Origin of the sequence: Bacillus sp. BS3(2021) (assembly GCF_021043345.1) — a bacterium.
GTDB classification, from domain to species: Bacteria; Bacillota; Bacilli; order Bacillales; family Bacillaceae; genus Bacillus; species Bacillus paralicheniformis.
Window position 1 is genome coordinate 289,246 of sequence record NZ_JAJNDM010000003.1, and the last position, 15,976, is coordinate 305,221.

At 48.1% G+C, this 15,976-nt stretch carries 17 protein-coding genes and 1 riboswitch; of the genes, 6 read left to right on the forward strand and 11 right to left on the reverse strand.

Annotation, left to right across the window (positions count from 1 at the left end):
• Positions 1-264: 264 nt before the first annotated feature.
• Entirely contained in the window at positions 265-723 is a 459-nt protein-coding gene (locus LQ247_RS09120; RefSeq protein WP_026579215.1) for a hypothetical protein, read from the reverse strand.
• 120 nt (positions 724-843) lie between these two features.
• Between LQ247_RS09120 and LQ247_RS09125 the strand changes: the two genes are divergently transcribed.
• Positions 844-1,104, forward strand: coding sequence for a YrhK family protein (locus LQ247_RS09125; RefSeq protein ID WP_023855347.1), 261 nt, complete (start codon positions 844-846; stop codon positions 1,102-1,104).
• 82 nt (positions 1,105-1,186) lie between these two features.
• On the opposite strand, the gene catA is transcribed toward LQ247_RS09125, so the two are convergent.
• Entirely contained in the window at positions 1,187-1,837 is a 651-nt protein-coding gene (gene catA / locus LQ247_RS09130; RefSeq protein WP_231005926.1) for a type A chloramphenicol O-acetyltransferase, read from the reverse strand.
• A gap of 217 nt (positions 1,838-2,054) precedes the next feature.
• Here catA and LQ247_RS09135 point away from each other — a divergent pair, with 217 nt between their 5' ends.
• Positions 2,055-2,615, forward strand: coding sequence for a bifunctional transcriptional activator/DNA repair enzyme AdaA (locus LQ247_RS09135; protein ID WP_020452360.1), 561 nt, complete (start codon positions 2,055-2,057; stop codon positions 2,613-2,615).
• 4 nt (positions 2,616-2,619) lie between these two features.
• Positions 2,620-3,189, forward strand: a complete 570-nt coding sequence (locus tag LQ247_RS09140; RefSeq protein WP_020452361.1) for a methylated-DNA--[protein]-cysteine S-methyltransferase — start codon at positions 2,620-2,622, stop codon at positions 3,187-3,189.
• Here LQ247_RS09140 and kdpDN read toward each other — a convergent pair.
• From kdpDN to LQ247_RS09170, 7 genes are all read right to left on the reverse strand, one after another.
• Positions 3,162-4,310 carry a KdpD-like non-kinase potassium sensor gene (gene kdpDN, locus LQ247_RS09145; RefSeq protein WP_023855351.1) on the reverse strand — a complete coding sequence of 383 codons (1,149 nt, stop codon included), beginning with the start codon at positions 4,308-4,310 and terminating at the stop codon, positions 3,162-3,164. The two genes, LQ247_RS09140 and kdpDN, sit on opposite strands and share 28 nt — an antisense overlap.
• 69 nt (positions 4,311-4,379) lie before the next feature.
• Positions 4,380-4,940 (reverse strand): potassium-transporting ATPase subunit KdpC, encoded by a 561-nt coding sequence (kdpC, locus tag LQ247_RS09150; RefSeq protein ID WP_020452363.1) that lies wholly within the window; start codon positions 4,938-4,940, stop codon positions 4,380-4,382.
• Between the two features lie 12 nt (positions 4,941-4,952).
• Positions 4,953-6,959, reverse strand: coding sequence for a potassium-transporting ATPase subunit KdpB (gene kdpB / locus LQ247_RS09155; RefSeq protein ID WP_023855353.1), 2,007 nt, complete (start codon positions 6,957-6,959; stop codon positions 4,953-4,955).
• Positions 6,960-7,038: 79 nt separating this feature from the next.
• Positions 7,039-8,712 carry a potassium-transporting ATPase subunit KdpA gene (kdpA, locus tag LQ247_RS09160; protein WP_025811077.1) on the reverse strand — a complete coding sequence of 558 codons (1,674 nt, stop codon included), beginning with the start codon at positions 8,710-8,712 and terminating at the stop codon, positions 7,039-7,041.
• 25 nt (positions 8,713-8,737) lie between these two features.
• Positions 8,738-8,815 (reverse strand): K(+)-transporting ATPase subunit F, encoded by a 78-nt coding sequence (gene kdpF / locus LQ247_RS22300; protein ID WP_116523382.1) that lies wholly within the window; start codon positions 8,813-8,815, stop codon positions 8,738-8,740.
• A 224-nt stretch (positions 8,816-9,039) separates the two neighbouring features.
• A riboswitch (cyclic di-AMP (ydaO/yuaA leader) is annotated at positions 9,040-9,182 on the reverse strand.
• Between the two features lie 252 nt (positions 9,183-9,434).
• Positions 9,435-10,280, reverse strand: coding sequence for an aldo/keto reductase (locus tag LQ247_RS09165; RefSeq protein WP_023855356.1), 846 nt, complete (start codon positions 10,278-10,280; stop codon positions 9,435-9,437).
• A gap of 30 nt (positions 10,281-10,310) precedes the next feature.
• Positions 10,311-11,531 (reverse strand): MFS transporter, encoded by a 1,221-nt coding sequence (locus LQ247_RS09170; RefSeq protein WP_025811076.1) that lies wholly within the window; start codon positions 11,529-11,531, stop codon positions 10,311-10,313.
• Between the two features lie 157 nt (positions 11,532-11,688).
• Between LQ247_RS09170 and LQ247_RS09175 the strand changes: the two genes are divergently transcribed.
• Both LQ247_RS09175 and LQ247_RS09180 read left to right on the forward strand, forming a co-directional pair.
• Positions 11,689-12,066 (forward strand): winged helix-turn-helix transcriptional regulator, encoded by a 378-nt coding sequence (locus LQ247_RS09175; protein WP_020452368.1) that lies wholly within the window; start codon positions 11,689-11,691, stop codon positions 12,064-12,066.
• Positions 12,067-12,085: 19 nt separating this feature from the next.
• A complete protein-coding gene (locus tag LQ247_RS09180) occupies positions 12,086-12,751 on the forward strand; it encodes a peptidase E (protein WP_231005927.1) in 666 nt (221 codons plus the stop codon).
• A gap of 302 nt (positions 12,752-13,053) precedes the next feature.
• Here the strand turns inward: LQ247_RS09180 and LQ247_RS09185 are convergent, their stop codons facing one another.
• Positions 13,054-13,881: a uroporphyrinogen-III synthase gene (locus tag LQ247_RS09185; RefSeq protein ID WP_026579209.1), complete on the reverse strand. Its 828-nt coding sequence runs from the start codon at positions 13,879-13,881 to the stop codon at positions 13,054-13,056.
• 104 nt (positions 13,882-13,985) lie between these two features.
• On the opposite strand from LQ247_RS09185, the gene LQ247_RS09190 reads away from it, so the two are divergent.
• Positions 13,986-14,930: a cupin gene (locus tag LQ247_RS09190; protein WP_075213054.1), complete on the forward strand. Its 945-nt coding sequence runs from the start codon at positions 13,986-13,988 to the stop codon at positions 14,928-14,930.
• Positions 14,931-14,972: 42 nt separating this feature from the next.
• On the opposite strand, the gene LQ247_RS09195 is transcribed toward LQ247_RS09190, so the two are convergent.
• The gene (locus LQ247_RS09195; protein ID WP_231005928.1) at positions 14,973-15,926 is read right to left on the reverse strand and encodes an iron-hydroxamate ABC transporter substrate-binding protein; all 954 of its coding nucleotides are present in this window, start codon (positions 15,924-15,926) and stop codon (positions 14,973-14,975) included.
• Positions 15,927-15,976 lie beyond the last annotated feature (50 nt).

Genomic DNA, 15,976 nt, shown 5'->3' on the forward strand with positions numbered 1-15,976 from the left:
TGTTCGTGCTCTCATGACACAGTCTGGTGTTTTTGCTTCATCATCATCCACAGAAACACCCCACCCAAAGTAGCAGCTTGTCAATAGTGTATCATTATTGAGAAAATATTGGTGAAAACATCCTGTATTTTTCTCTAAATGTAAATGTTTTGTGAAAGCTCTGCTGATCAACGTTCACTTCGATACCATGTTGGCCGAACGACCGGCTGCCTTAACTTTCACAAAAAAGGCCGTTGACGGTTCAACGGCCTCTATCTTTATGATTCATCTCCCTTTGAAAATAAACGATTCCTTTAAAAGTCTGCCTTCGCTCCCTTTTTCCGTCCAAATCAAGTCCACTTCCAATTCGGTCGCATTCTCTGCCAATAGCAAATTCCGGTGCTTGACAGGGCTTCCGTCATTTAAGCTTTTGGCTAAAGAGACCGCATTGTCGTGAGGAATATTCCAAAGCGAAAATTTCGTTGAAGAATTGGGTTCATTCCGATAGAGATAAATTTCCGCCGAAGCTATATCGTGTCCAATGTTTTTGATTTCGACAGCATAAGTATGAAACCTACCTTTTTCCGGCTTCGCCATTCCGTTTTTTGCTTCGGCTTTACCGATTTGAACTTCCCATTGTTTTGAAGCCTGTTTAACCGGCAATTCTTCAAACGTCAGCGCTTTTGTTTCAATTGTCGGAACAATCATGCCGAACAGGCACAATGCACATATGAATAGCCGAATATTTTTCACTCCTCGATGGTCGATGTCCCCATATGTTTTTCCTTATTCATAAATCCTATGCATACCAACGTTTCACTCCTGCTTCCGGCAGGGTAATAAAAGGACTGGAGGGATCAAGCAATGCCGCAAAACCACAATGATCGATACGAACTCTTTTTCAAAAAAAGATACAAAGTTCTTCATACATTAAACGATTTTCTCATCGGTCTTTTATTCCTTGTCGGGAGCTTCTGTTTTTTCTTCGAGGAACTGAAGCCGGCGGGAATATGGATGTTTGTGATCGGCAGCTTTCAGCTGTTAATCAGGCCGACGATCCGTTTGGTTCATGATTTTCATTACCGGAAGTTTGTTGAGAGCCGGCGTTCCAAATCCCGTGAGTAAATTTAAACAGCAGGGAGAGATGGCAGGAGACCCGCTAAGAAGTGCATATAAAAAAGGCCGAATCCTATCGGCCTTTCCTCTGTCACATAAGCCACTCCTCACAATCGGCGGCAAGCCGTTCCAACTCGTTCATAAAAGCGCCGGCATGATAGCCGTCACACACTGCATGGTGTACTTGCAGGGAAACCGGCAAAAATGTTTCACCGCCTTCTGAAAAGTATTTCCCGTTTGTAATAATCGGCAGCAAGTGTTCGCTGTTATCTAGGTTTAAATTAAAGTTTGTAAAGCGCACCCATGGAATAGAAGAAACTGAAAACGCATTGGGCGGGATGTCCGGCTTAGCCCATAAGCCCTTTTTGTCTCCAAAGCGCTCAGCATCCTGAAGATATTGACGATAAAACCGCGAGAAATCATTTGAGTATTCTGTCCAGAGGGCGGAAAACGTTTGGTCGTCCTGATGAAAAATCGTATAACATGGATGCATTTGTTCCCAATACCCCAGCTGTCCTTTGTCATCAAACGTTGTTCTAAACTCAGGACGCGAATGAATGGCCCTTGATACGATATAAATAAAAACCGGGTACAGCTTGATCTTCTTTTTCTTGAGCACGGCAAGCAAATTGGTCACATTGACGTTTGTCGTTATACTGAAAGAACATTTCGCTTCCTTCATGTAATGGTCAAAATAAGATTTTCTATACCAAGTGTCGAGATCGATTGTTTGAAAATTCATGTTTTACCTCCTAAAATATAGCTTTTTTATTTTAGGAGGCCTGCTTCTCTGATTTCGGCAATATTCTCACCTCATCCTGTATTGCAAATGAATTGTAGCGCGTTTCGGAGACGCAGGCAACCGTCCCTCTTCTTCTTTGTCTTCTTGCTGTGCCATTCCCCGCCTCTCCACCTCCGGCTGTCATTTAGGTTATACTGACATAGATCGGGGTGAAGATATGAACAGCAAATCACGATTGACGCCTGAAAGGTGGCGGGCGATTACGGAAAACGATTCCGCCTATGACGGAGTTTTTTATTACGCGGTCAAAACGACCGGGATATTTTGCCGCCCTTCCTGCAAATCGAGAGTTCCGCAAATCGAAAATGTGCAAATCTTTTTCAATGCAAAAGATGCTTTATCAGAAGGGTACCGCCCCTGCAAACGCTGCAATCCGGCCGGGATGCTGCTGCCGGATGAAGAGCTGGCACAGCGGGCGGTGCAAATCATCGAGGAATCTTATCGCGATCCGCTGTCTCTGCAAGCTTTGGCTGACAGGTGCCATATCAGCCCTTTTCATCTGCAGCGGACGTTTAAACGAATCAAAGGCGTCTCGCCGGCAGAATACATCCTGCAGAAAAGGATTGAGAAAGCATTCGTTTTGCTTGCCCATTCTGAACGAACGATCGCAGAAATCGCCTCAATGGTAGGCATCGGGAATGCGGATTATTTTGCCGCTTTGTTTAAAAAGAAAACAGGGCAATCACCGACGTCATACCGGCAAATGAAACGGAGGTAAACATATGGAAGATCAAATCGTATACTGGCGTACGCTGACTTGCCGCCGCTCGCAGATTCACATTGCGGCGACTACCCGCGGGCTCTGTTTTACAGGGGCATGGAATCAAGGATTCGGGGAGCTGGCCGCTTGGGCTGAAAAAAGGTACGCACAGCCAGTTTTCATTCGGGATGACAAAGGATTGGCAGAATACGCCGAGCAGATTCAGGCGTATTTAGATGGCAAGCGGACTCATTTCAGCTTTCCTGTCGACCTTGCCGGAACGCCTTTTCAGCTAGCCGTGTGGCAGGCGCTCTCCGAAATTCCTTTCGGCAGCACGCGTTCCTATTCCGATATCGCCGGGCATATACAAAAGCGGAACGCTGTCCGGGCCGTAGGTACGGCGATCGGCGCAAATCCGCTGTTAATAGTAGTGCCGTGCCATCGGGTTATCGGCAAAAACGGACAGCTCACGGGATACCGGGGCGGATTGGAGATGAAAAAAGAACTGCTGATACTGGAGGCCGCAGGCGCCGCTGAACATCCTTTAACAACGGCATCCCGATCTCAAGCTTTCTCATCCGAGACAATGTGAAGGTCGATTCCGTCTGTATGCCTCATAATGCTGTTGACAATCGAGCCTTTTCTGATTTCTTCCCATCGCGATCGGGCGGATTGGCCGAGCACGATTTGTGTAATGCCGTGCTGTTTCGCTGTATCAGTGATCGTTTCAGAAATGCGCCTTTTGTTTGAGTGTTTAAAAATGAATTCGGCGCCGAATTGTGCACAGAGCGTCTCCCATTGCCCGATTTTATCCCGTTCTGTCGGGGCCAGCTGCTCCTTTGACGTGCGCGACACGTTTAAAACGAGCAGATCGGCCTTCAGCCGGCTTGCGATTCTCCATCCGCGCCGTATCAGTTTTTCGGCATTTTTTCCGTGCTGGACGCACACCAAAATCTTTTCATTCGTTCCCCTCGGCCGGAGGCTGCCGTTCGTCCGCTCCAGACGATCATCCACATCATCTGCAACTTCTCGCAAGGCGAGCTCTCTCAACGCAGCTAAATTATTTTTCGTAAAAAAATGGGTTAAAGCCTGTTGTATCTTATGTTTTTCATATACCTTTCCTTCCTGAAGCCGCTTTTGCAATGTTTCCGGAGTGACGTCAATCAAGATGACTTCATTCGCCAATTCCAACACGCGGTCCGGGATCCGTTCTCTCACTTTCACCCCGGTGACGTGTTGAACGATATCATGGACGCTTTCGATATGCTGGATATTGACGGCGGACAGCACGTTGATGCCTTCCTGTAAAATATCTTCAACGTCCATGTACCGCTTTTCATTTTTCGAACCTGGCACATTGGTGTGAGCCAGTTCATCGACAAGCACAAGGTCTGGCTTCCGGTTAATAATCGCATCGACATCCATTTCTCCCATCGTTATCCCTTTATATGAAATGTTTCGTTTTGGAATGACTTCTAAACCTTTGACGAGTGCGGCCGTGTCTTTTCGATGATGCGTTTCGACAAGGCCGATCACGGCATCGATCCCTTCCCGCTTTAAATCGTGCGCTTCCTGGAGCATCCGATACGTTTTTCCGACTCCCGGCGCAGAACCGATATAAATGGTCCAATGCCCTCTTTTCAGCTGTTCAATTTCGGCCAGCAGCTCTCCCGGCGTCTTCCTTCGATAATCACGGGTGTTTTTTGTCCGCATTGCAGCATCTCCGTTTTCTCATCAAGTTTGTTTTTCCCGGTGTCGTATGATCAGACACCGGGCAGCATTCTACTTCAGTTTTTCTTTTAAATCGATATTGAGAAGCAGCACGTTGACGCGCGGTTCACTTAAGAAGTCGCTTTTGGTATGCTGATGAACAAGCTGCACAAGCTCTTTCTCCGGCAGTCCTGTCAGACGGCTGATTCTCGGAATTTGCGCCATCGCCCCGTCGGGACTGATATCAGGGTCTAATCCCGAAGCGGAGTTCGTGACTAAATCGACCGGCAGTTTACTGATAGGAACATCAGGATTTTCCTCCTTCCACTTTTCAATCGATGCTTTCATCCGTTTCAGCAAATCGGGATTTGACGGCGCTTCGTTTGGCGATCCAGATCCTGCGGCATCATACTTGATGCTGGATTCCCTTCCTTGAAAGAGCCGCGGGTCTCTAAACCGCTGGCCAATGAGTTCAGAGCCGATCACATTCCCCTGCCGGTCATACACAAGACTTCCATTTGACTTTCCAGGCATGGCGGCCTGTGAAATCCCTGTCAGCGCGAGCGGATATCCAAGCCCGCAAACCAGCATTAATAGCAGGCTGATTCTGAAGATTACTCCGATTTCTTTCATGACGATTCCTCCTTACAACATAATCTGAAGCAGCATATCGATCAGCTTGATTCCGATGAAAGGGACGATGACGCCGCCGAGGCCATAGATCAATAAATTGCGGGCCAGCAAAGCATTTGAGCTCATCGGTTTATAAGCAATTCCTTTCATGGCTAAAGGCACAAGAAGCGGGATGATCAGCGCGTTAAATATCAGCGCAGATAAGATCGCTGAAATCGGCGAACCAAGCCTCATGATGTTCAGCGCGTTCATCTCGGGAATCGCCAGCATAAACATCGCCGGGATGATGGCAAAATATTTGGCGATATCGTTTGCGATGCTGAACGTAGTCAAAGCGCCGCGCGTCATAAGCAGCTGCTTTCCGATCGAGACGACTTCAATGATTTTTGTCGGATTCGAATCAAGGTCCACCATATTCGCTGCTTCCTTGGCAGCTGTTGTGCCGCTGTTCATGGCAAGCCCGACATCAGCCTGCGCAAGTGCGGGCGCGTCATTGGTTCCGTCGCCCGTCATGGCGACAAGCTTTCCTTCAGATTGTTCGCGCTTGATCACATTAATCTTGTCTTCGGGCTTGCTTTCGGCAATAAAGTCATCAACGCCCGCTTCCCTTGCGATCGTAGCGGCCGTTAACGGATTGTCGCCTGTGCACATCACCGTTTTGATCCCCATTTTGCGAAGCTCGGCAAAGCGCTCTTTCATGCCCGGTTTAACGGTGTCTTTTAAATAGATCAAACCGAAGATTGTTCCGTCTGCCGCTACTGCCAGCGGTGTGCCGCCTTCTTTTGAAATCCGTTCGCTTTCCAGATCGAGATTCGAAGGTATCGTTCCGCCATTGTTGATCACCCACTTTTTCACGGCATCGACAGCGCCTTTGCGAATGTGCCTTCCGTCGGGCAGGTTCACGCCGCTCATTCTCGTTTCCGCCTTGAATTCAATCGGTTCTCCTGCTTCAGCAACGGACGAGTCATAATGAATCGAGAGTTTATCAGCGAGTTCGATGACTGAGCGTCCTTCCGGTGTTTCGTCATGGATGGAGCCAAGCGCCGCATATTCACCAACGGTTTGAAGCGATTCATCTCCGACAGGAACAAATTCCCCGGCCATCCGGTTTCCAAAAGTGATCGTCCCTGTTTTATCAAGAACAATCGTGTTAATGTCGCCCGCAGCCTCGACAGCTTTCCCCGACATCGCCAGAACGTTGAAGCGGGTCACGCGATCCATTCCCGCAATCCCGATGGCTGACAGGAGCCCGCCGATCGTCGTCGGTATAAGACAGACAAGCAGGGCAATCAAGACGGCGGGATCAATTTGAAAACCGAGATAGGACGTGAAAAACGGGAGTGTCGCAACAACAATCAGAAAAATCAGCGTTAAGCTCGTTAAAACCGTATTCAACGCGATTTCATTCGGCGTTTTTTGCCTTTCAGCCCCTTCGACTAAAGCGATCATCTGATCGAGGAACGTTTCACCCGGATCACTCGTGATCTTGACTTTAATCGAATCGCTGACGACCCGGGTGCCTCCCGTAACAGAGCTGAAATCACCGCCTGCTTCCTTTATGACCGGAGCAGACTCTCCCGTGATGGCCGATTCGTCTACTGATGCGAGACCCGCGATGACTTCACCGTCGCCAGGTATCATTTCTCCCTGGGAGACGATGACGATGTCCCCCTTTCTAAGCTCGGCAGACGCTACCTTCTCAATGCGGTCATCCATTACTTTATTGGCCGAAACCCCTTTTTTCGTCTGTTTTAAAGAATCGGCCTGCGCCTTTCCTCTTCCTTCAGCCAGCGCTTCGGCGAAATTCGCGAATAACACGGTGATCAGCAAAATGAAAGAAACCGCCGGATTGAACCAGGGAGCCGCCGTACTGCCGAAAAACCGGGGAAACACGGAAAGCAGAACCGTTATGAAAAATCCAACTTCTACGACAAACATAATCGGATTTTTGATCATAGTTCGCGGATCTAATTTTAAAAAGGCATGTTTGACCGCATCTTTGATGATCGTGTCGTTCATCGTTTGCTTTGTTGTGTGAACGGCATCCGGTGTGGCCTGTTGACTGGAATGATGCAAATCGTTCATGAGTAAAGCCCCCTTATCGTAATGTTAAATATTCTGCGGCCGGTCCCAACACAAGCACCGGAAAGAATGTTAAAGCCCCGACGATCAGGATCGAAGCGATAAAAATCCCGCTGAACAGGCTTGAATCGGTGCGAAATGTTCCGATTGTTTCCGGAACGGTTTGCTTTTTCAAAAGTGACCCTGCAACTGCGAGCAGTGTGACAATTGAGAAATAACGGCCGATAAACATCACAATTCCCGTTGTTATATTCCAAAAAGGCGACGCGTCTCCGAGCCCTTCAAATCCTGAACCGTTATTCGCGGCTGAAGACGTATATTCGTATAAAATCTGGCTGATCCCGTGAAATCCGGGATTTGAAATTGCAGCCTGACCCGCTTGCGTCATGACGGCAAGCGCTGACGCCCCTAAGATTAACAAAGGATGAATCAGCAGAGTAACGGCTAAAAGCTTCATTTCTTTTCCTTCAATTTTTTTGCCTAAAAACTCAGGCGTTCTTCCGACCATTAAGCCCGACAGAAAAACCGCAACCATCGCGTATAGAAGCATGTTCATCAATCCGGCGCCTATTCCGCCAAACACCGTGTTCAGCATCATATTAAGCAATGCCAAAAGACCCGTTAGTGGCGTGAGCGTGTCGTGCATCGTATTGACGGCCCCTGTCTCGCTTGCGGTGGTAACCATCGCATAAAAAGCTGAATTCAATGTTCCAAACCGCACTTCCTTACCCTCCATGCTGCCTTCTGTGTGCTCGATTCCGAGCTGATTGATGACGGGATTGCCTTGCGATTCCGCCATGAAAGCTGCCCCGGCTGAAAGCAAAAACAAAAGACCTGCGGATACAAAAAGAATGCGGCCTTGCTTCAGATTCCCAACCATTTTCCCATACGTAAACGGCAGTGAGATGGTAATCAAGAGCATTAATAAAATTTGTATCGCATTGCTCCATCCATTCGGATTTTCAAATGGATGAGAAGAGTTGACGCCAAAATACCCCCCGCCGTTGTTCCCCAGCTCTTTGATGGATAAAAAGGACGCCACCGGCCCCCGAACAATGGACTGCTCACCTCCGCTCACCGTATGGGCTGTCACGGAACCGTCAAGCGTCTGCGGTACGCCTAGGGCGACGAAAACAAGCGACACCACAACTGTGATCGGCAGTAAAATCCGCGTGATCGAACGGACCAAATCGACAAAAAAGTTGCCGAACGGTTTCCCGGCGAGCCCCCGAATCATCGCAACCGCGGCTGCCAGCGCCGTAGCGGGAGCGGCAAACATTAAAAAGGTGATCGCAATCATCTGCGAAAGCATGGACAGACCGCTTTCGCCGCTGTAATGCTGCAAATTTGTATTCGTCATAAAACTGACTGCCGTATTAAAAGCCAGTGTGGGTTCCATTCCCGCTACCTTTTCAGGATTTAAAGGCAGTACACCCTGCAGACGAAAAATGAGATAAACGATGAAAATCATCGCCGTATTCGTGAGTACCAGCGCGGCGGCGTATTTCTTCCACGATTGGTTTTCTCCTTTTACTCCGCCCAGCTCAAGCAGCAAGCGTTCCGCCGGAAGGAAAAACCGGTCGATTTTGGACGGGGCGCCGTCAAATACCTTCGCTATGTAAAGCCCCATTGGTTTGGCTGCCAGCAATGCGGCAAGCAGGATAAAACAGATGGATATGAGCGACGTCATTTCAATACCCCCAATTTGTGTACAATTAAAATTTCTCAGGATTCAATAAAGCATAAGTCAAATAGACAAACATGGCGGCTGCTCCCGCTGCCAATAGCGTCATGGCAATCACTCCTTTCACATTTATGATTGATCAGCGGTTTTCCCCGCCCATCTTAGCAATAGAAACATCATCCCCGCTAAAAATGCGACAATGGCCAGCATCACGATATCCAGCACTCCGCTCACCTCCTTTCATGTTTTTTGCACGAAAAAAAGCCGCAAGAGAACAAACCTCTTACGGCTTTTTTGGGCACAGTTAAGAAACCGTGCTTTATGCACGTTTTTTGGTTCTCTTTAAACGCTTGCGAGGTTAGCTGTCGGATTCAGGTGCAAAGAGTCACCTTACCTTGAAAAGGATTCACCCCAAGTGGCAGCGCCACAAAAAATTGGTTCCCCCGCTTCCAATTGGAATTCAGCGGTTACGTTAATTGGAAATTTTATTCAGTTTTTTGATGAGATTTATATTACGCCCGTTCAATCATCGTGTAAAGTTTCATAAATGATCAAATTTCCTCGTTTATCAATTTTATAACCTTTTTTACACAGTTTATGACTTATTACCTTCTATTTTCTCTTAATATCTCGTTTTCTCTTTCATGTTATGGCCTTTACCTGTGAAAAACGGCGGATAAAAAATGTGTCGAAGCCCCGCTCGGAAATTCGAACGGGGCCGTTTTTTGTTAAAAGTCAAAGTTATCAGGATCAGGACCGACACGGGTGTTTTCATTCAGCCCGTCAATTTGCTTCATTTCCTCGAGGGTCAGTTCAAAATCAAATACGTCCGCGTTTTGGGCAATTCGCTCCGCTTTTGTCGACTTTGGAATGGTGATGACTCCGTTTTGCAAATCCCAGCGTAAAATGACTTGAGCAGGTGTCTTGCCGTGCTTGTCCGCGATATCTTTCAGCAGCGGGTGGCTGAGCAATTGGCCTTGCATCAGCGGCGACCATGCTTGAAGCTGGATGCTGTGCGAACGGCAAAACGCTTGCAGCTCTTTCTGCGTGAGCCGCGGGTGATACTCGACCTGGTCGATCACCGGTTTGACGGCGGCATCTTTCAGCAAGTCTTCCAGATGGTGAACGTGAAAATTGCTGACGCCGATTGCTTTTACGCGCCCTTGTTCATAAAGAGTTTCAAGGGCTTTCCACGCCGCTTTATAGCGCCCTTCAACAGGCCAGTGGATCAGGTATAAATCCAGGTAATCGAGCCCGAGCTTTTCGAGACTCGCTTCGTAGGCTGCAATCGTTTCGTCATAGCCTAAATCGTCATTCCAGACCTTTGATGTTACAAACAAGTCTTCTCTAGAAATTCCGGCTTCTTTCAACCCTTCGCGAATTCCTTGGCCAACCCCTTCTTCATTTCCGTAGATGGCTGCCGTATCGATACTGCGGTAGCCGTGCTTGATTGCCGTTTTTACGGCTTGCACCAGTTCGGGCCCTTCCTCTACTTTAAACACGCCTAGTCCAAACCAGGGCATGTCCGTCCCGTTATTCAATGTGATTCGATCTTGCAGATTTTTTGCCGTCATCTAATTGGCCTCCTCATATTTTTGTATACATCATGCGCAGTTTTTCTTTAAAGCTTGATTTTGTTTTTGGTCATTTCGTTCCAGCGCCCTGCTCCAGCCCGTCAGCGCGACGGCGCCGAGCACCATCAAAGCTCCGGCCCATGGAGTGTGAATCAAACCGATCGACTGTGTGATGGCGCCTCCTGTATAAGATCCGATCGCGATCCCGGCGTTGAATGCAGCGATATTGACAGCTGATGCGACATCTACCGCCCCCGGAACAAACCGTTCAGCCAGAATTACCACATAGGACTGGAGCCCGGGGACATTCATAAATGCTAAAAATCCCATCAGCATGATGACGATAAAGCCCGCTGCCTGATAAGGAGCGGCCGCCGTTAAGATGAGAAGCACAACCGCTTGGGCGATGAACATATAGAATAATGCAGTAAGCGGTTTTTGGTTGGCCGCTTTACCTCCGATGATATTTCCGAGCGCGACGGCAATGCCGTAAGCAAGCAAAATGACGGCAACAGCTTCTTGTTTAAAACCTGTCACATGCTGAAGCAGCGGGGATAAATACGTAAAGACAACAAATGTTCCTCCATAACCAAGCGCCGTAATGATGAATAAAAGCAGCAGACGGCCATTGGTTACAAGTTTCAATTGGCTCTTGAAAGACGTTCGGACGCCTTTCGGCAAATCGGCCGGAACAAGAAAGCTGTTGGCGATAAACGCCAGTGCGCCGACAGCGACGATCGCCGCAAAAGCAATCCGCCAGCCGAACAGCTGACCGAGGAACGTGCCGATGGGAACTCCGGTAATCATCGCAATCGTCAGACCGGTAAACATAATTGATATCGCTCCGGCTCTTTTATCCGCCGGGACTAGGCTTGCCGCAATCGTTGAACCGATTGACATAAATACGCCATGAGAAAACGCGGAAATCACGCGGGCGGTTAATAAAACACCGATGCTTCCGGCACATGCCGCAAGCCCGTTTCCGATCATAAAAATAATCATAATCACAAGCAACAGCGCTTTTCTCGGCATACTCGATGTGACAGACGTCAATACGGGTGCGCCGACTGTCACGCCCAAAGCGTATAACGATACAGTCAGCCCCGCGGTCGTCACTGAAATGTTCATGTCATCAGCAATTAAAGGCAGAAGCCCCACGCTGATGAATTCGGTTGTTCCGATGGCAAATGCGCTGGCCGCCAAGGCTAAAAGCGCTAATGTACTGCGTTTTTTATCATGAACAGAAGTCATTCTTTTTCCCCCTTTCGTTTTTAATGTATAGCAAATTTCTGCCGGCAAATGATATTATGGTACATATCATCTATAAAAAAAAGTACGCACTTTTAAGTGCGATAGGAACCAAAAAGTTAGATAGGTACTTTTCGGTTCCTATGGTTTGGAGGAGAACATGAAGCCGAAAAAGTACAATATATCTGTCGAAGCTACACTTGAAGTAATTGGAGGTAAATGGAAATGTGTGATTTTGTGCCATTTGACGCACGGCAAAAAACGCACGAGCGAGCTGAAGCGGCTGATGCCGAACATTACGCAGAAAATGCTGACCCAGCAGCTGCGCGAACTGGAGGAGGACGGCGTCATCAATCGGCTCGTGTACCAGCAGGTGCCGCCGAAGGTCGAATACGAACTCAGCGAATACGGATGGACGCTTAAAGACATATTGGATTCATTGTGCGCCTGGGGTGAAACACATATTACGAAAGTGTATGGAGACAAATTTGCCGTTTTGGAGGACAGCGTGCTGAATGAACAATTAAAGGAAACATAATAAATAGATGGAGGTCAGGATGGGAAAATGGTTTCTTTCCGGGGGCGGAGATGCGCACCAAACTGAACGGCTGGATCGGCATTTTGCCGGGAGCCTCTGCCCGCATAAGCCTTTGTTGTATATTCCGATTGCCATGGACGCCGACAGGTATGATGAAGGCTTCGATTGGATCAGCCGGCTCTTTCACCCGCTCGGCGTTAAAAATATCGTGATGTGGACGGATGTCAAAGGCAAAACCGTGCACGATTTAGACGCATTTTCTGCCGTATATATTGGCGGAGGAAATACGTTTCGTCTGCTCAAACAATTCATTGAATCACACTTTATCGAGGTTTTAAAGCGCTATGCCGAAAGCGGCGGCGTCATTTACGGCGGAAGCGCAGGCGCCGTCATTCTCGGAAAGAACATCATGACTTGCTCTTATATGGACCGCAATGCTTGCGGATTGCGCGATTTTAACGGATTAAAGCTTCTGGGAGACTATGCGGTTTGGTGCCACTACAAGGTTGAACATGATCCGCTGATTAAAAGGTATAGGCATGCTTTAGACACTCCCGTCATCGCTTTGCCGGAAGAAACGGGAATCGCCGCAAGCATTTCAGACATCCGGGTCATCGGAACAAAGCCTGCCCGGATTTTTAATGAAGACGGCGCGGTATTCGTTTCAGATCAATTTGTTTTATAAAGCAAAAAACGCTTCGGCTCATCGGCGAAGCGTTTTTCTTTTTTTTGCGGCTGCAAGCCGTTTGACCAGGCTTTCCGTCAGAAAAAACACGGTGAGACTCAAACCCAGCAAAACAGAAAAATTTGGCATCAACGGCTCACGATCAACATATTCAAAAGCATGATGCACAAAAAGTATCACGGCCCAGAAAATGATAGCCGCACGGCAAGCTGTGTCTGCGGCTTTTTTCCTTTTGGGTCTGCATACATGACAGCGCCTCCCAAGGAGACTCTCACACCCCAATCTGCTGATTTCCTTCGCACTTACTGTGTTTTGATTTCCTCTTCCGTTTCATAAAACCGGGCCAGCTCCACAATCATCGCTCCCATTCGTTCGAGGCCGGGAGCGAGCAGGCGTTCAACTCCTTCTTCTCTTAAAGCTTCTGCCGTCACTTTTCCGACAGCGGCTGCCAACACGCTGTCTTGAAAAGATTGGACAATTTTCTCCGCATAGCCGTTTTCTTTCGCAAAATGAAAAAGCGAGCGGACTTGGACGGCTGTTGTAAAGCAAACCGCATCCACTTCACGGTTGATGACCTCGCTGCACAATAAAGCGACGGTTTCCCGGTCCGGTGCAACATGGCGATACGGCAGAAGCGGAAAAACAGCTGCACCTTTCTCTTCCAAAAACTGAAGCAGTGACGGTGCGTTTTCGCCGTGAAGCTGTACCATCACCCGTTTCCCGGAAAAATCATGGGATTGAAGCGAGTCGATCAGTCCTTTGGTGGTGCCGTCTTCATCCGCCGCAACCGGCGTAATGCCGAGCTTTTTTAATGCGGCGATTGTTTTGTAGCCTCTCGATGCCGCCTTCGCCCCGCGGATCGCTTGTAAATAGCGCTCACCGATCCCCAGTTTATCAGCTAGGTTGACAAGCGTCTCCGTCCCGATTCCTGTCGTAAAAATCACCCAGTCGGCCCCCGTTTCAACAAAGGCTCGCAAATCAGGACCTACTTCTTTTTCGGCCAAAAACACGGTACCCTGAAGGGAACGTACGACGGGAACCCCGCCTTGCTTTTTGATTAATGTGCTCATTTCATCCGTTTTTCGCGATGCTCCGATGGCAATTCTTCTGCCGTTCAATCCTTTTCCCAATCCAATCCCTCTTTTCCGTATCTGTTTCTATCAATGTAATGGTTTACTATCATCTTCCAAATGAGATATGATTGAATTATCAAAAAATAACAGGAGGTTTTTCAATGCATTCTCAATTTGAAACCCGAGCCGAGCATTTGACGAAACATGCCCGTTTTTTCGAGTATACCACTGCCTCTGACCCGATTGGAAGCGGAATAATCAGTCCGGTTCCTGTGAAAGAGTTCGGACCTGAATTGTATGAAACAGGTGAAACGCGGATCATCCCGCTGGACATCTCAGAAGAACTGAAGACGGAATATCCCGCTTCAAGCCCTTCCCTTCTCGCCCACTTCATCAAGATTCGTTCGGGCGACACGATTCACACCGCCCCCCGCGCGACAAGCGAACTATATTACATTGTCAACGGCGCAGGGCGTACCGAAGCGGGCGAAGATACGATTCACTGGCAGAAAGGCGATTTTTTGACTTTGCCTGCCGGTTCAAGCAGCCAGCATACCGCAGCAGAAGATGCAGCCATTTATTACATCACCGATTCACCTCTCCTGCATTATTTGGGCGTAAAGCCGTCGGAATCCCGCTTTCAACCAACCATCTACACCGCTGAACAGGCAAAAGCAAAATTGGCTGAAGCGGCCGCCGCTCCTGACGCCCGTTTCCGAAACCGTATTTCCGTTCTTTTAAACAATGATATATTCGATCAAACGCTGACGATCACCCATGTATTGTGGGCGATGTTCGGCATCGTGCCTCCCGGCTCCAATCAAGCGCCCCACAGCCACAAGTCGGTGGCTCTCGATTTTGTCGCCTATGCCGCACCAGGGACGTACACATTAGTCGGAAGCAAAATCGATCCGGCCACAAAGGAAATCATCGATCCGAAACGGATTGACTGGGTAACCGGAAAAGCCTTCATTACACCGCCGGGATTATGGCATTCCCACCATAATGAGTCAGGTGAAGCGGCCTATATCATCCCCATCCAAGATGCGGGCCTGCAAACGTACCTCCGGACACTGGATATTCAATTTCAGCATTATGAAAAATGAAAAAGCGGGAAGCCGGATCATTCTTTTCGGCTCCCCGCTTTTCTATTCGTTTTTCGCTTTCTTGGAAATCATGTCCGCGATTTCTTCGGCCTGCGCCTGAACAGCGTTTGGATCATAGGGCCAGAACCTGTCCGGATCGAGGAAAAAGACCTTGCCTTTTTTCACCGCGTCAAGCGACTTCCAAACCGGATTGTCCTGATCAAGCTTTCCGTTGTATGATTCATCGACAAATATGTAGTCTCCGGCATATTTCGGCAGAACTTCGAAAGATATGGCTTTATATCCGTCAGCTGTATCAATGGCATCCTTTTTAACAGATTCAGGCGGCGTCAGTCCCAGCTGCGTATAGATCGCTTCTCCGCCCCGATACCCGTAGGCCCCGTAGACATACACAGATTTTGCATATGCGCCGATTAAAGAGAACGTTTCACCTTGTACAGATGCATCTTTGATTTTCGCGCGGGCGGCTTTCATTTTTTGATTAAACGTTTTCGTCCACTCCCGAGCCTCCTTTTCCTTGCCGAGCAGCGTGCCAAACGTTTTCATTTCATCGCGTGCATCTTTAAACGTGCCGAACGGATAAACGACAGTCGGAGCGATTTTTGAGAGCTTTTCATATTCTTTTTTATCGTTTGTCATCGATACGATCAAATCGGGTTTAAGCTTAAGAATCTTTTCCACAGATACTGAAAAACCGTCTTTTCCCCCGATATTCTTTATTTCTGAAATATGATCTTTAATATAGGGACTTTCAAGATATTTCCCTGTTTCTCCAAGCGGCTTGATTCCGAATGCAAGCATTGTCCCGGCATATCCTATCGTAACGACGCGCTTCGGATTGGCCGGTACAGTGACATTTCCGTTGATTGTTTTCACCACTCTTGTTTTCGCTTCGTTCTTTGATGCCGTCTGTTTTTGGCCGCTTTGACAGCCTGAAAGAAAAACAGAAAATGCGAGTAAAACGGTCAATATATAAGAATACTGCTTTTTCGTCATGTTCAACCCTCCAATTGATAATAATTATCATTATCAATATACAGGATAAT

What these genes read in the sequence shown, in the direction of transcription:
- LQ247_RS09125 (WP_023855347.1), top strand. Translation starts at nt 844, where the DNA reads ATGCCGCAAAACCACAATGATCGATACGAACTCTTTTTCAAAAAAAGA.
- catA (WP_231005926.1), bottom strand. Translation starts at nt 1,837, where the DNA reads ATGAATTTTCAAACAATCGATCTCGACACTTGGTATAGAAAATCTTAT.
- LQ247_RS09135 (WP_020452360.1), top strand. Translation starts at nt 2,055, where the DNA reads ATGAACAGCAAATCACGATTGACGCCTGAAAGGTGGCGGGCGATTACG.
- LQ247_RS09140 (WP_020452361.1), top strand. Translation starts at nt 2,620, where the DNA reads ATGGAAGATCAAATCGTATACTGGCGTACGCTGACTTGCCGCCGCTCG.
- kdpDN (WP_023855351.1), bottom strand. Translation starts at nt 4,310, where the DNA reads ATGCGGACAAAAAACACCCGTGATTATCGAAGGAAGACGCCGGGAGAG.
- kdpC (WP_020452363.1), bottom strand. Translation starts at nt 4,940, where the DNA reads ATGAAAGAAATCGGAGTAATCTTCAGAATCAGCCTGCTATTAATGCTG.
- kdpB (WP_023855353.1), bottom strand. Translation starts at nt 6,959, where the DNA reads ATGAACGACACGATCATCAAAGATGCGGTCAAACATGCCTTTTTAAAA.
- kdpA (WP_025811077.1), bottom strand. Translation starts at nt 8,712, where the DNA reads ATGACGTCGCTCATATCCATCTGTTTTATCCTGCTTGCCGCATTGCTG.
- kdpF (WP_116523382.1), bottom strand. Translation starts at nt 8,815, where the DNA reads ATGACGCTATTGGCAGCGGGAGCAGCCGCCATGTTTGTCTATTTGACT.
- LQ247_RS09165 (WP_023855356.1), bottom strand. Translation starts at nt 10,280, where the DNA reads ATGACGGCAAAAAATCTGCAAGATCGAATCACATTGAATAACGGGACG.
- LQ247_RS09170 (WP_025811076.1), bottom strand. Translation starts at nt 11,531, where the DNA reads ATGACTTCTGTTCATGATAAAAAACGCAGTACATTAGCGCTTTTAGCC.
- LQ247_RS09175 (WP_020452368.1), top strand. Translation starts at nt 11,689, where the DNA reads ATGAAGCCGAAAAAGTACAATATATCTGTCGAAGCTACACTTGAAGTA.
- LQ247_RS09180 (WP_231005927.1), top strand. Translation starts at nt 12,086, where the DNA reads ATGGGAAAATGGTTTCTTTCCGGGGGCGGAGATGCGCACCAAACTGAA.
- LQ247_RS09190 (WP_075213054.1), top strand. Translation starts at nt 13,986, where the DNA reads ATGCATTCTCAATTTGAAACCCGAGCCGAGCATTTGACGAAACATGCC.
- LQ247_RS09195 (WP_231005928.1), bottom strand. Translation starts at nt 15,926, where the DNA reads ATGACGAAAAAGCAGTATTCTTATATATTGACCGTTTTACTCGCATTT.